Genomic DNA, 14774 nt, shown 5'->3' with positions numbered 1-14774 from the left:
AGCCGCCCCTTTGTTCCGACATGATTGCGCCCCCGGATTCCGAGATGATCTCGCCCCCTGGGGCTAGGGCTCTGCTGGCGTTGATTGTTGTCATTTCGTATGCGTCATGTGTCAAGCTTTTTGCGGCTGCTTTCGCCGCAGGCTTTCGCCCGTCAGATCGATGCGATGAGCGTTGTGAACGAGGCGATCCAGGATGGCGTCGGCATAAGTCGGATTTCCGATGACGTCATGCCATGCTGACACGGGCAGTTGGCTGGTGATGATGGTGGAGCGGCGGCCGTAGCGATCCTCGAGGATATCAAGGAGATCGTGGCGGGCCTGATCGTCGAGTTGTTCAAGGCCCCAATCATCAAGGATCAGCAATTGGACCCGGGCGAGCGTGCGTTGCAGGCGTGCGTAGCGACCATCGCCTCTGGCGAGCGTCAGGTTGGCGAACAGGCGTGGGGGCACCGTAAAGTTAACCGACGGCTGATGAAGATGTGCGAACATGGGCCATGTCAGAAGTTGCTCGTGATCCGCTCTATGGTCGCCACCGCTTTCCCGCCGAGATCATTGCGCACGCGGTATGGCTCTACTTTCGCTTTCCGCTCAGCCTGCGCATGGTTGAGGACATGCTGGCGGCCCGCGGCATCATCGTCACGCATCAGACCGTTCGAAACTGCGCGGAGAAATTCGGACGGCATTTCGCCCAGGAGATCAATATCAGCCGGCTGCCTGGGCGACAAATGGCATCTCGACGAATGTGTCGTGGCTATCAGTGGCAAGAAGCAGTGGCTCTGGCGTGCCGTCGATCAGGACGGCTTCGTCCTCGAAGTGCTGGTACAAAGCCGCCGAAATGCCAAGGCGGCAAAGCGTCTGATGCGCAAGTTGCTGAAAGCTCAAGGGCGGACACCACGGATCATGATCACCGACAAGCTCCGATCCTATGATGCCGCCATGCGCGACCTCATGCCCGGCGTCGAACACCGGTCGCACACAGCCCTGAATAATCGAGCGGAAAATTCGCACCAGCCGACCCGACGACGCGAAAGGATCATGAAACGCTTCAAGTCGGCACGCCAGCTTCAGCGGTTCGTTTCCATCCATGATCCGATTGCCGACCTGCTCACTTTCCCTGCAATGCGCTGTCATCGGCTCAACATCGAGACCTGCGTAACGCCGCCATGCAAATCTGGAACAAAATCGCGTGTCTCGCCGCAGCGTGACAGCCGTCCCGGCCAGCTATCGCTGCATCAATCCGCTGATAACTTTACAGTGCCAGCTGACATCCGCCATACAGGCCGCAGGGCGGACGGAGTCAGATAACGTGACCTCACCCCGGGCGCCTTCCTGAACCCTGGTCATGGTTCACTGATTCCAGAATAGAAACCGCATCAAGTATTACGCTTATTACACAATGGTGAAATCGGCTTCAGAATCCTTAATGGAAACGTCACCCTTGATAGTAATCCTCTATGGTTAACCCCACCCACGATAGTAATCCTCTATGGTAAACCCCAAGGGCTTCCAACTCCAGAAAGGATAACGTTATGTCAGAAAAAGTGATCCAGTGGCAGGCGGACACTGGCCGCGGCTTGGGCGTGAATGACCAGATCATCGGCGCCCCTGTGGGGCTTTGGCCCCTCAGCGGATCAGGCGCCACGCTCGTTTGGAATATTGAGCTGAGCAAGAATGTCATTCTGCTCGATGCGGGAGGCAAGACCCTCGCCCTTGACTTCAAGGACGGGAAGATTGCCCACCAGGTTCCGCTTGTCCTTTCCGAATATAGGGGCACGCCGACAAAGTCCCAGCAGTGGAACCTCCTCGTGCGTCCAGGCTACATCACCTCCCTCGCCGACACCTCCCTGGTTGTCGACGACCGAGATCGGAGGCCTGAGCCCGGGAGCCCCGTGTGGGCCTATTCGTTCAATGGCTCAGTAGCGCAGCAGTGGAAAGTCAAGGACCCGTTCCAAGTCCTTGCGGCCCTGACCCAGGCCGCGTAGCAATTCTGTGAGCGGCGGGGCGCTAATGATGGCTGCGGCGGGAAACGATGGTGCTTGTAGCTGACGGTCGCGGTGTTCATGCCATCGGTCTATGCCGCAAATCCCTGAACGCGAGTTAAGGTGATAACCCACCAGCAAAGATCGTGGTCCGAGCCGTCGCCCAAGCCCATGCGCCTTCGATCAGCATGCGACGGGCCCGAGAGTTCCCGGCCTTAGTGATCCCACCACGTTTGACATGTTCACCTGTCGAGCTCTCTGACGGAACGAGGCCAAGAAAGGCCATCAGCTGGCGGGGGTTTTCGAAGCGGCGGATGTCGCCAATTTCGGCAACAAAGACGACGGCGGCAATCAACGATACGCCTCGTAACGCCTGATAGGCTTCGACGACAGGAGCCATCGTCCAGGATTTGACAGTCTCCGAGATCAAATCGGTCAGACGCTTCAAGCGCACCTCGGCATCCTCGATCGCCTGGCAATATTCCTTGAGCACGATGAAGTGCGCCGGATGCTCGAACTTCAGAGTCGATATCCACCGCATATGCGCCAGCGACCAGGATGAGCGGCCCGAATAGATGCGGCCATGCCGAAGTAGGAACGACTGAAGCTGCTGACGCGCCCGCTTTTGAGCCTCCTGTGCAGCCTCTCGAGCCCGCACGAGATCGCGCATGGCTTCGTGTCCGCGATCTGGTACCCAGACTGCCCTCAGCTCACCTGCACGATGTAGCCTTGCCAGGCTGACCGCGTCGCGCCGGTTCGTCTTCACTCGATCACTAGGTGTGGAGCCTCAACAGGTTGTCCTCGGTTAGAGCGAGGCGACTGATAGGCGGTTTGGACTTTAGGCTGCCGTGTGGACGATGCCAATTATATCTGTGCAGCCAGATCGGCAGTTCGGCGGCGCGGTGATTTGAAGTCGGATAGGCGATGGCATAGGCCCATTCACGCAGTGCTGTTTGGATGAAGCGCTCGGCCTTGCCATTGGTCTTGGGCGTATAGGGTCTTGTCCTGACGTGCCGGTGAGTGCTGCAGCCAGGTAACTCCAGTCTCCTCGGTTCGGTCCGAATGGACACAACTAGGGCGCTTTGGTATCAGGGATGGTGCGACCACCACGCAGTCGTGACCCATGTCGGTAAGCTGACGGTAAAGCTCGTAACCTGTCGGACCGGCTTCATAGCAGAAGTGGAGGACAGCTCCTCGCTTCGCCATTTTTCTTCGCAACTGAGGTCGGATCCGAGGCTATATCCCCATAAAACCTTGCTTCACCGCCCCGCTCACCGTCTGCGACGGCCACAGAAATCTTCAATTTCGAGACGTCCAAACCGACAAAAAGCCTGTTATGCTGATCCATGGTTCACCCTCTCTAAGCTGGGGCTCGGCTTCGGCCAATCCGAAGCAACCCCCGATCTCACCTTATCGCGGGGGTGAGCCGCCTTCACTCCGAGAACATACGGTCTGAGCCGGTCAAGCTGGTTGATCACGTCGCTGTCGCCGGGCAATGGAGAGAAGTTGTCGAAGCATGCTGTGAGCGGCGGCGATGTCGCCGGGCTGCTGGCGCGCCTTTCATGGCTTCGTGAGAAGGCGCTGTCGCGAACGGAACGACACTTTCCGATCATTGTGATCCAGGAAGCCGGTCTCGACGGGTTCTGGCTCCACCGCGTACTGCAGGCTAAGGGATCGAAAGCCACGTCGTCGATCCCGCCTCGATCGCGACCTCTCGGCGTCGCCGGCGGGCGAAGACTGACAGGATCGACGGCGAAGCCATGGTGCGGGCGCTGCTGGCCTACAAGCGCGGCGAGCCGCCGGTGTGCGCGATGGTCAAGGCCCCCACCCGGAAAGAGGAAGACCGCCGATCGGCCACGCGTTCAGGCAGAAGCGCTGGTCAATTGCGTGGGTCCGCAGCGTCAAGCTCGACCGGCTTCATTGCCAAGTGCCCGACTTTCTCGGTGCAGGGCGCTGTCGTCAACGCCAGAAGCCGAGCGAGGCTCGGCACAGTCCATTGGATCGACTTCGTCGATCGCCATCTCCTCGCCTGGCCGCGCGTGAAAAGCCGCGGCAAGGCCTGCAACGTTGGCATTTAAGTGGGGCTACGCATCTTCTGGGACTTCGCAAGCAAAATCGGAGGCGCCAGTCAATTCAGTAGCAGCCCGGGCGTGTGTTCTGCTCGTTCCGGCCCTCGCACTTAGCAAGGAACTGCGCCGCTCTGCCGGGCCAAAGGCCCGACGCCCGAAGGGCAACCGCTCCTACGCGATCGCGTCCGCCTCCAGAAGCCGCCATCGAAAAGAATGCTCGCCTCGTCACCACCACCTACGGCAAAAGTGGGCAATCAAGGCAGCTGGCATCACTCTGCCACACATCCTCGACGAGCAACTCGCCTGAGATCAGCCCCAGAACGTAGGTAACACGCGCCGCGCCGGCGCTTGTCGAACATGCTGATCAGCCTGTCTTACAGGCGGCGATTAGGTGGGGCTTAACATCTTCCGGGACTTCGCACGCGAAATCGAGGTGGCAGTCGGTACCAACAACCGAAAGGTCGGATCGGCGTGCCCGAGACGCTCAATGATTTCAGGCAAAGGCGCCAGGCGAGATGCCTCCTGCAACATCATTTCCCGCATCCACATGCTTGCCGGATCACTATTGTGAAGCTCAGGCCATTGGACGGCTTCCGTGAATGCAGGAGGAGGAAGTGGCGGCGGAAGTTGGACAATCCGCAGGGGTGTTGTTTTTGCGAAATGCTGCGCCAGCCGTAAGGGCATGGTCCCGATGCGGTTGGTGCCTGACAGGACGGGCGGGATCAGGCTAAAGCCCTGTACGACAACTTCGATACGTCTCTCGAAACCGTGCTCGAGCAAATACCATTCCTCCATGGTGGGCTGCCGGGTGTGCCTGAATTTGAGCACAACATGTCCCATGCACAAGTATCGCTCGAATGTAAGTGGCTCCGACAGCTGCTTGTTCGTGCCGCAGCCTACGCCTACGAGCTTATCTTCGAACAGGGCTGCGCGAGGATGTTTCGACATGAACACTTCCGGCATGATCAGAAAATCAAGGTCGCCGCGCCGGAGAAGCTCCTCGGGGTCGTCGCAAATAGGCAGACATTCAAAGCGAACGACGGGAGCTTCCCGCGCAGCGCGCTCTACTATCTTCCTAAAAAATACGAGCGTGATGTAATCGGAAAGCATGATTCGGAAGAGACGATCCGATTGGGCCGGGTTGAAGGCGTCGGGGGAAATAATCGATAGCTGGATGTGCAGCAATGCATCCCGGACTGCTGGAGCGAGCCCGTCGGCGCGCGGTGTCAAAATGAGCTCGCGGCCGTTCATCGTAAATAGCTCATCGTTGAAATAGGCGCGTAACCGAGCAACGGCGGCGCTCATGGCCGGCTGGCTCAGGTTGATACTGCGAGCCGCGGCAGTGACTTTACGCTCCCTCATCAGAGCGTCCAGCACAACGAGGAGATTTAGATCCAGCCCTTTAAAACGCATGTCATGTTCTATCCAACGTGTGGATGCGTATCATTCAAACAATCAATTTTACGAATTTGCGAGCCATGCATTAGAGGATCCTAAACGACCGACGTCAAGCTCAAATCGACGGCGCCGCGACACGGGCCGGTACATCGAGAGAGCGTCTGGCTCACCATCGCCAACGACAACGGTTGCTCGATGGCCAGGGATACGCCAAAACGACTGTTCAGCAGAAGATTAAGCTCCTGGCCGGTTTCAGTGCTTGGGTGGAGAGGCAGGATGTTCCGCTGAGCTTGCTCGGGGAAGAGGACGCAGGTCGATTTCTGACGGAACTTGGTCGGCGCCCGAGGCGTGGCGATGCCTGGACCATTCGGCAGTTGGTACGATATCTGCGCGACACGGGCGGCGTGCCGGTGCCGCTGCCAGAGGTCGATACGAGCGCCAAGGGTAAGCTGATCGACGCATTTGGGGAATTCCTGCGCACCGAGCGTGGTCTCTCGGCATCGACATTGACGAACTATCTGCCGATTGTTCGTGGATTCCTGGACGAACAGTTTGGCGGCAACGATCCGGATTTTGACCGCCTGCGAGTGGGCGACGTTCATCGGTTCATCGTGCGGCGAGCCCAGGCCGGTTCGCCCGGCCGCGCCAAGTTGGTGGTCACCGCACTGCGTTTCTTTCTGCGCTTCCTCCAGCAACGCGGGTTGCTTGCCACCGATCTCGCTGTCGCGGTGCCTGGGATCGCCGGCTGGCGCTTGGCACACCTGCCGAAGGCGCTGCCTGCCGAACAGGTCGAACGGCTCCTTGCGTCTTGCGACAGGAGAACACCGGCCGGCCGCAGGGACTACGCGGTTCTGATGCTGCTCGCGCGCCTCGGTTTACGGGGGCGAGATCGTCGTGCATGGCAAGGGTCAACGGCTGGCGCGGCTGCCACTGCCGGCGGATGTCGGTGCCGCCTTGGTCGACTATCTGCGGCAGGATCGGCCTGCTTGCTCAACACGCCGCGTCTTCATTCGCATAAAAGCGCCCAGACGCAGTTTTGTCAGCCCGTCGACTATTTGCTGCATCGTCCATCGTGCGCTCAAGCGCGCCGGTCTGACGCCGGCGTTCAAGGGTGCGCACCTGTTGCGTCACTCACTCGCCACCGATCTGCTGCGCCGCGGCGCCTCGCTCGTTGAAATCGGTCAACTTCTCCGCCACAGCCAGCCGAACACGACACAGATCTATGCCAAAGTTGACATCGCGGCGTTGCGTGCCATTGCGCTACCCTGGCCTGGAGTCGCATCATGAGCGCGTTGCACGCGGCGCTCGAAGAGTACCTGGCCGCGCGCCGCGCCCTCGGCCATAAGCTGCGTCTTTCCGGACGGTTGCTGCAGCGCTTCGTTGTCTTTGCCGAATCTTCCGGCGCCACTTTCAGCCCCATGAGATCCAGCAGCGAGTGGAGCAATCCCTCGGTCTGGCGCAGCCGCATTGCGAAGACGCAACCCAGCGTCAGCGCTGTCTCAATGGCGAGATCGGAATACCGGGCTTGGCCGCCGCGGGTCTTGCGTCGCGGAGCGCGCCATCCCGCAAGTGCCTCCGGCCTTACCCATAAGGTCAGGCTACCACGCCGGCGCAGACCTGCTTCGTAGTCACGCCAATTCGTCACCCTGAATTTCATCTTTCCCACGTGATGACGACGATCTGCGTTGTGTTTGTACGGCATGACACTCGCATCAAGCTGATTTCGATCCTGCCTGCCTATCGCCAAACCGTTGACAAAGGATCCATGCACCAACGCTGCTGAAAGTCCCAGTTCCAGATCATACGACGCTGAGCCGTCGGGCACACAAGTGGGAGCCATCAGCCCGACGAAACCCGCCGCTGCCGGACGGCCCGCTGCATGTGCTTGTCGATAGCACGTGACCTTGCCCCTCTGATCTAATCCGGTTTGAAGTTCGTTCTGGCCCATCGAGAGGACTAGGACATGAAACGTAGCCGCTTCTCTGAAGAGCAGATCATCGGGATTTTGAAGGAACATGAGGCCGGGGTATCGGTTGCCGATCTGTGCCGCAAGCACGGGGTTAGCGACGCCTCGATCTACAACTGGAGGGCCCGCTTCGGCGGGATGGATATCTCCGAGGCTCGGCGACTGAAGGCGCTGGAGGACGAGAACACGCGGCTAAAGCGGCTTTTGGCCGACGCCATGCTCGACAATGCCGCGTTGAAGGATCTTGTGGGAAAGAAATGGTGACGCCCGCGGCCAAGCGGAAAGCTGTCGCTTGCCTGAAGGAAGGCTTCGGGATGAGCGAACGGCGGGCGTGTAAAGCCATCGGCTGTTGCCGCATGACGGTTCGCTACGAGACCAGCAGGCCGGACGACCGCGAGGTTCGCGAGCGGATGAAGGCGATCGCGCAGGAACGTCGTCGGTTCGGCTACCGGCGTCTTCTCGTGATGCTGAGGCGGGAGGGCCTGATCGTGAACCACAAGAAGCTGTTCCGGCTCTATCGGGAGGAGAAGCTCGCCGTTCGCCGCCGTGGCGGCCGCAAACGGGCGATCGGGACAAGGGCGCCGATGCTGGTGCCGCTGAGGCCCGACGAGCGCTGGTCGCTCGACTTCGTATCGGACCAGCTCACCGACGGGCGCCGCTTCCGCATCATGGCCGTCGTCGACGACTGCACGAGAGAGTGCCTGGCACTCATCGTTGATACGTCTCTTTCGGGCATGCGGGTTGCCCGCGAATTGGACCGGCTCATTACCGAGCGCGGCCGGCCGAGGATGATCGGACGGCGACTAGGCTACGATCGCTTTTGTCGGAATGCCACCTTCGATCAGTCTTGCAGGACCCTGGTAGGCCGGCGGGCGCGCCTGAAGTCGGATCACCAGCATCGATATAGAAACCGAGGGGACCACACCTCGTCGATCAGTATTTTCCAGCCTGCTCAAGCTGCTCGAAAAGCTCTTGTACGTTGTTTTCAAGTGTCGGCGGCGGTCAATACGCTTAGAGCGCGGGGATTGTCGTTCGACACGACCATTATTGAGGGACCTGGCCTACCTCGTCGACAGCTAATGCAACATGAGCTAGACCTACCCCGCAATTTTGGACAAGTTGAGACACCTGCGACTCTGGCTCTGTGCCTTGGCAAAGTACAAAGCACATGTCGTTCCGAACCATTTCCGCACACACCACCCCAGTCTTCTTACCCTTTATATGCAAACGCCGCCTAAGCTTAAAGCCAAGGACATCTTGAAACAGGTGGATAGCGTCATCTAGTTTATGACCGCCAAAGCTATGTGATCAATGCTGTGTAATCGAGGGTCATGATGGCCATTTGCCTCGATAGATACTTTCAGAGAGCCATCACACGGCGAACCCACGGGATAAGTCATTTTTTTGAGTCCTTCTGTTTAGGTGACGCAGCCAATTAATGATCAAGCCATAAGCTTGCTAACAGCCTGATTACACATGAGTAGCCTCGCGTACGGGAATGGTCCATTTCTGCGTGGTCGTGGGACAATTTCTGCTCAGTGTGAGCGCGTTTGTCGATGACTTGCATTTAACATGCCAACGGAAAAAACAGGCGCTGGCGTCTGGAGCGGTTTCGCCGCTGACAGGGGGCAGGTCAAGCCGGTCAGGTTCACGCGCTTTGAAGCAGTGGGATCCCGATCGTCTGGTCAGGATCATGCGCGCGGAGCGCAAGGTATGATCGCCTCAGGAGTTGTCGTTTACCTGTCGTGCCACCAGATCCGGAGAGCATGAGGAACTGTGGGGCGGTTGGTGGCGGAGGCTCTCTGAACGGGCCGGAACCGCGCCACGGAAAGTGCCCGTTTGGTCGGCCGCAACGTGACTGCCCCACAGTTCCTCATGCTCCCACCTCTATGGGGTCAGAACAAGATTAGTGAGAGATCGTACGCTAACCGAAATTGTGCATGTTTTCCGTAGTTTACCGCCTGTACCGAATATCATTTTGTAGGCAGGGAATGCTACCTAGGGCGCAATTTTGGGAACGAGCACCGATCTGGAGAAGAGTTTCTCAGCTAAACGTACGATTTCGCACTAATCTTGTTCTGCCCCCATCCTGCCGGTTGTTGAGGCTTGGCGCAGCGTGCGCACCCGCACCGCCGAGCTTGGACGGCAGCTTATCGCCAGCGCACGACAGAGCGAGGCCTGTCAGTTGCTGATGTCGATCCCAGGGGTTGGCGCGGTCACCGCAACCGCGTTCACGACCGCCATCGAGGACCGGGCGAACTTCAAGAAGTCGCGTTCGGCCGGCGCGTGGCTGGGACTGACCACTCGTCGCTGCCAATCTGGCGAAGTCGATTATGACGGCCACATCTCCCGACGCGGAGACGCTCATCTGAGGGGACTGCTTTATGAAGCAGCAACCGTGATCCTGACGCGCACCTATGCCGAAAGCGAGCTGCGCGCCTGGGGGTGAAGCTGCGAGAGAGAATCGGCTTCAAGCGTGCGGCCGTCGCCGTTGCGCGCAAGCTGGCCGTCATCATGCACTCTATGCTGAAATCCGGCGAGCTGTTCAACCGGGCACCAGCGCCATGGCCTGCCACCGCAAGCTCACATGCGCCTGCCCTGAGGCGTGCCGAGGCGTCCCTGCCGGGACGTAGGGCGAGCCATTCCGCAGAGGCCGTTGCACCTTCGAGGCAATATGCCCCGAGCGTGCGTTCCAAACCTTGGAAGGCTCACCCGCGAAGCCCCATCATGCGGCGACTTCATGTCGACCGCGAAGACGACACTGCTCCCGGCAAACGACCAACGACCGCCTCGACGTCCAAAAAAGACTTGCATTTTACGGCGCGATTAGACGACGGCCTCTTAGGGGAAGACGAGTTCACGTGAACTTTTTTGCCAAGAGACCTACCTCACCGAAGCTTTTCGGATACTGGGAAGGGCAGGGGGACGGCGCCTTAGCAATCGCCCAATCCGGGGAATGTTGTCGCGCAATGACGATTGCAGCATGTCCGTTTCCTTTCGTTGGAAAACAAACCGGCGCCTCGGGCGGAGGGCGCGGGCCCGATCGGGTTGGTTTCTATCCGTGACGGGCAAGCGGGGGCGGGCGCTGCTCGAGAATTATTAGTATTTTCTAATACAATTCTGTCAAGATCGACAACTTCCCCGGAATCGGCAACGAAATGCGCGGGATGTAGCCCCAGTTCGCCGACCCTTCAGGGCCAGCAGTCTCGAATGGCTGCATCAACAGGCCGGACAGAAGACTGCACCCGACCAACGCGCCATAACGTCGAATTACCTCTCGCATCGCGGGAGCCATCCACAGAGGACATAATTGGGACGGCCACTCGCTATACTAACTGCCCTCTCCTCCAGCGCCCAATCCATGATGCTGCTGTTCAGTGGTATTCGTCACGCTACGACGGCGGTGGACGGCCCATGGGCCACCCGGGTATTCACCGGTCGGCTGGTCCATCGTGGCGGCGTCAGATCGGCTCGGGCGTGATGGGTTCTCCGAAGCCGACGTCGACTTGGACCGGCACGCGCGCGCCGGCGATCGTTGCGCTGGACCGAATGCGCACGCCGCAATTCGCCCTCGTCGCGGATCGGCATCACCCTGAGGCCTGCAATGTCGAACTTCACGCTGTCGTGGGGCACATTTGACGTACAGATTGCGCGGGAGCGCTCGGCCAGGGCCGCCACATCCGGATCACCTAGCCCGGGGAGGTGGAGATGGTGCAGGGTTCACGCGCCATCGGTAACGATCCCTTCCACATAAAGCCACGTCACCGACCAGACCTGCACCATCTGACCAAACCTCCACAGGTCCAACTTCCATTTCGCCGCCGGCGCCATTCCAACCTGGTGTCTCGACCCATGCAAACGATACTGTCGCTTTTGGCCCAAACTGTTCACTATCGAGCGGACGTACCATAGGCGAAACGTTTTGCATTTCGTCCGCAGCCTGCAAGCAAAAAGAAGACGAGCGAAGGTGCGCCAGCCCAACTTGAATGTCAGCGCTCAGCTACATCCTCCGGATGGCACGTCACTTGCGCATCACCTTGCGAAGCCGTCATGACGCTCTAGCCCCTAACCAACGGAGATGATGATGGTAATTGGCCAGAATTACCGAATTGCCCGGCGCAACTGAAGATTTTGGCTGAAGAGCTGCAGATGTAGGATATCGGCCATGAGAGCTCGGGGCAGACGCTTCCCATTCCGCACTAGCGTTGAGGCGACGGAGATCGATCAGACTGCGATGGAAAACCGGTCGATACTCCGAATACGTGCGTTATCAACGAAGGGAGCTGAAATGAGTGATCTCTTAAACTCGTCGTCTGAGGGGGCATCCAAGACACTCCAGAGGCGGATGACCTGCGGTTTCTCGGAATCGATCAATTGATTTTGGATGGGCTTTGGCCGACGTCGGCGGACCAACTGGCTATCGTCCTCGTGCAATTGCAAGGACATCGGCCATGATCCAAACGCTCATCATTCCGGGATTGAATGGCTCCGCGACGACATTGGCAGTAGCACTGGGCGCGAGAACAGGCACATTCCACTGTCGTCCAGCAAGAAGACTGGACATGTCGCGTTTTGGAGGAGCGCAGGCGAAATACGAGCGACACTAGCTGTTCACGATCTCCTGCACGGGAATGTTTTTATTCTTACTGGATATTGCGGCGGACCATATCGACTGATTATCGGAAGGAGAGTCTCTTGCATCCTAAGTAGTTTATTTTTGCCCTACACGTTGGCCAATCGCACCTGCCGACCGCACGACCACCTCACGATCAAATCCATAACACCGTCAGTACGCAAATACCCAACAACTAAACTCGTGTGTTCGCGACCTGCGCCGCTGCCGCTTAGGAGAAAGGGCTGATATGCATCGAGATGACGCTCGCGCGGCAATTGACGCATCGAAGGTGGGGACAAGTGAAAGGCCAACTCGCGACATCGAATTTCCACTGTCGGCTGCGCAGATGGAGATCTGGATCGCTCAGCAGCTGGATCCGCATAGTCCGCAGTATGTGATCGGTGAATACCTTGATATTTTTGGTCCAGTTGATGCTGGACGGCTTGAGACCGCATTGCATCATGTGGTTTCTGAATGCGATGCGCTGCATGTCCGAATTGCAGATCGGAATGGTGAGCCTCGACAGATCTTTGAGCTGGCGACCAATTGGTCGCTTCGGGTTCTCGATCTCCGCGCTGAGCCAAATCCAGAAGCAGCAGCGCTTGCTCATATGCAGGCGCAATTGACGTGTCCTATGGATCTGAACCAAGGGCCTCTCTTTGGCTTTGTCTTGTTTCGAGTTGCACAAGATCGCTGCTTTTGGTTTCAAATGTATCACCACATTATTGTGGATGGTTTAAGTATGTCTCTCATCGCCGGACGAGTAGCGAACGTATACACTGAGCTTGGTCGAGGCGAATCCAAAAGCACTTGGGAGCCAAACTCGCAATTATCATTTCTGGAAAACGATGTCGCATATCTAAAGTCTAAAGAGTTCCTGGATGACCAGAAATTTTGGAAAAGGCGCGTCGCCAATTACTTTTCTCCTGTTGGTCTGGCGCGGCAGACAATTGCAACTACCCCAGAAGCTGTGCGGTGCGGTGGATGCGTTTCGTTGAGGGATTTGGGACCGCTTTTTACTGGGAAAGGTGGTGACCGGAAGGCCGCTGAGCTATTAGTTGCAGTCGTGGCTGCCTATGTGCATCGCTTCACGGGCGTCAACGAGCTGGTACTCGGTTTTCCGGTCAAGGGGCGTATAGGAGCTGCAAAGCACGCACAAACGGTTGGAATGACATCCAACCTGTTGCCGCTGAGATTGCGCGTCAGACGTGAACAGAATTTCCAAAGCCTTATTCAGCAAACCTCGAAGCGCATTACTTCTCTGCTCAAGCATCAAAGGTATCGCGGTGAATTTATTGATAGGGATTTCGGTGAGGATCGGCGAGCATCGGTGACATCGGCACCGATTGTCAACGTCATGTTGTTCGACTGCGATGGGAGATTCGATAATGCGTCTTTCGCTATACGAAAGCTCGCACTTGGGCCAGCCAACGATATCTCATTCGTGTTTTACCGGGCTGGAGAATCGGAACTCGCGATTGATGTTTTCGGAAATTCTTCAGCTTCGTTGGACGAACTGGAGTATCACCAACATAGGCTGAGCCACCTCGTGCACGTTCTGGGAGCGGATCCCGACATTCCGATGGCCCGGATCGACCTGTTGCCGCCTGACGAGCGGAAGCTTGTTCTGGAGACATGGAACGAGACGTCGAAGCCGTATCCGTCGGAGCGATGCATTCATGCGCTGTTTGAGGAGCAGGTTGCGCTGAACCCAGATGCTTTGGCGGTGGTGCAGGATGACGCAGAGCTCAGCTATGGCGAACTGAACCGGCGGGCGAACCGGCTTGCGCATCATCTAATCGGACTGGGCGTGCGTCCGGACGACCGGGTGGCGATCTGCGTGGAGCGCAGCCCGGCGATGGTCGTGGCCCTGCTGGCGATCCTGAAGGCAGGCGGCGCTTATGTACCGCTCGATCCGGCCTATCCCTCCGGCCGGCTGCGGCAGGTGCTCGACGATGCTGCCCCGCGGCTGCTGCTTTGCGATGCGGCCGGACGCGTGGCCTTTGACGCCAATGCTCTTGGTCAGGTGAGAGTGGTCGATCTCGACATGGCCGCGCCGGCCTGGGCCGAGCTGCCGGCATCGGATCTCGATCCGTGCGCGCTGGAGCTCACCTCGCGCCATCTCGCCTACATCATCTACACCTCGGGCTCCACCGGGACGCCCAAGGGCATCGAAATGCCCCACGGCTCGCTTATGAATTTGCTTTGGTCCTCGCCGGAGTTTGGTACGCCAAAACGACGTACACTTCAGTTCACGACTTTGAACTTCGACGTCTCGTTCCAGGAATTGTTCAGTTGCTGGAGGGACGGCGGGCTACTGGTGCTCGTGCGGGAAGAGACCCGTGCCGACTTTTCCGAGTTGCTGGACCTTGTGTGCAGAGAAGGGATCGAGCGGCTTTTCCTCCCATTCGTAGCCTTGAAACATTTTGCGGAAGCCTGGTGCGCTCGGGGAGCGCTGCTGCCCTCTTTGAGAGAAATTTATACAGCGGGTGAGCAATTGCGAGCCACCCCCGAGCTCAGGTCGTTCTTCGAGACTCATCCGAGGGCGAGGTTGATAAATCAGTATGGGCCTACAGAAACCCACGTAGTCACGGAGCACCGCCTCGCGGCTGATCCATCATGCTGGCCGCAAGTGCCTCCCATCGGCCGTCCGATCGCCAACACGCGGATCTATCTTCTGGACGCTCATGGTGCGCCGGTGCCGTTGGGGGCGGTGGGCGAGCTCTATATCGGCGGGGCCGGCGTTG

At 58.4% G+C, this 14774-nt stretch carries 4 protein-coding genes and 11 pseudogenes; 9 read left to right on the top strand and 6 right to left on the bottom strand.

The annotated features are described in order from the left end of the window. Window positions 1–111 precede the first annotated feature (111 nt). Window positions 112–465: pseudogene (locus tag NKI49_RS18745) on the bottom strand (ATP-binding protein); the annotation flags it as partial. Between the two features lie 29 nt (window positions 466–494). Here NKI49_RS18745 and NKI49_RS18740 point away from each other — a divergent pair. Together NKI49_RS18740 and NKI49_RS18735 are read left to right on the top strand one after the other, a co-directional pair. Further along, window positions 495–1305: pseudogene (locus tag NKI49_RS18740) on the top strand (IS6 family transposase). 224 nt (window positions 1306–1529) lie between these two features. Then, on the top strand, window positions 1530–1982 hold the full coding sequence (locus NKI49_RS18735; protein WP_352607370.1) for an RICIN domain-containing protein: 453 nt from the start codon (window positions 1530–1532) through the stop codon (window positions 1980–1982). A gap of 160 nt (window positions 1983–2142) precedes the next feature. Here the strand turns inward: NKI49_RS18735 and NKI49_RS18730 are convergent. The 3 pseudogenes from NKI49_RS18730 to NKI49_RS18720 all read right to left on the bottom strand — a co-directional run. Next, window positions 2143–2757, bottom strand: a pseudogene (locus NKI49_RS18730) (IS110 family RNA-guided transposase); the annotation flags it as partial. Next, window positions 2753–2995 (bottom strand): annotated as a pseudogene (locus tag NKI49_RS18725) (integrase core domain-containing protein); the annotation flags it as partial. The pseudogenes NKI49_RS18730 and NKI49_RS18725, both read right to left, overlap by 5 nt. Window positions 2996–3056: 61 nt before the next feature. After that, window positions 3057–3327 (bottom strand): annotated as a pseudogene (locus NKI49_RS18720) (IS110 family transposase); the annotation flags it as partial. 104 nt (window positions 3328–3431) lie between these two features. Between NKI49_RS18720 and NKI49_RS18715 the strand changes: the two are divergent. Next, window positions 3432–3841, top strand: a pseudogene (locus tag NKI49_RS18715) (transposase); the annotation flags it as partial. Window positions 3842–4435: 594 nt separating this feature from the next. Here NKI49_RS18715 and NKI49_RS18710 read toward each other — a convergent pair. Then, window positions 4436–5461, bottom strand: a complete 1026-nt coding sequence (locus NKI49_RS18710; RefSeq protein ID WP_352607368.1) for a LysR family transcriptional regulator — start codon at window positions 5459–5461, stop codon at window positions 4436–4438. 248 nt (window positions 5462–5709) lie between these two features. Here NKI49_RS18710 and NKI49_RS18705 point away from each other — a divergent pair. Both NKI49_RS18705 and NKI49_RS18700 read left to right on the top strand, forming a co-directional pair. Then, window positions 5710–6087 (top strand): annotated as a pseudogene (locus NKI49_RS18705) (site-specific integrase); the annotation flags it as partial. 253 nt (window positions 6088–6340) lie between these two features. Further along, on the top strand, window positions 6341–6733 hold the full coding sequence (locus NKI49_RS18700; protein WP_352607394.1) for a tyrosine-type recombinase/integrase: 393 nt from the start codon (window positions 6341–6343) through the stop codon (window positions 6731–6733). Window positions 6734–6818: 85 nt separating this feature from the next. On the opposite strand, the pseudogene NKI49_RS18695 reads toward NKI49_RS18700, so the two are convergent. Next, a pseudogene (locus NKI49_RS18695) lies at window positions 6819–7148 on the bottom strand (transposase); the annotation flags it as partial. A gap of 77 nt (window positions 7149–7225) precedes the next feature. Here NKI49_RS18695 and NKI49_RS18690 point away from each other — a divergent pair. The 4 genes and pseudogenes from NKI49_RS18690 to NKI49_RS18675 all read left to right on the top strand — a co-directional run. After that, window positions 7226–7345: pseudogene (locus NKI49_RS18690) on the top strand (IS5/IS1182 family transposase); the annotation flags it as partial. A 64-nt stretch (window positions 7346–7409) separates the two neighbouring features. Continuing rightward, window positions 7410–8206: pseudogene (locus tag NKI49_RS18685) on the top strand (IS3 family transposase); the annotation flags it as partial. Window positions 8207–9498: 1292 nt separating this feature from the next. Continuing rightward, a pseudogene (locus tag NKI49_RS18680) lies at window positions 9499–9974 on the top strand (transposase); the annotation flags it as partial. 2300 nt (window positions 9975–12274) lie between these two features. Then, the coding region (locus NKI49_RS18675; RefSeq protein WP_352695702.1) for a non-ribosomal peptide synthetase at window positions 12275–14774 on the top strand (2500 nt) is incomplete at its 3' end.

This window comes from Mesorhizobium sp. M0587 (assembly GCF_040320945.1).
Classification (GTDB): Bacteria; Pseudomonadota; Alphaproteobacteria; order Rhizobiales; family Rhizobiaceae; genus Mesorhizobium.
The sequence above is the reverse complement of the archived record's forward strand: the minus strand, read 5'-3'. Positions and strand labels throughout refer to the sequence as shown.

What these genes read in the sequence shown, in the direction of transcription:
- NKI49_RS18735 (WP_352607370.1), top strand. Translation starts at nt 1,530, where the DNA reads ATGTCAGAAAAAGTGATCCAGTGGCAGGCGGACACTGGCCGCGGCTTG.
- NKI49_RS18710 (WP_352607368.1), bottom strand. Translation starts at nt 5,461, where the DNA reads ATGCGTTTTAAAGGGCTGGATCTAAATCTCCTCGTTGTGCTGGACGCT.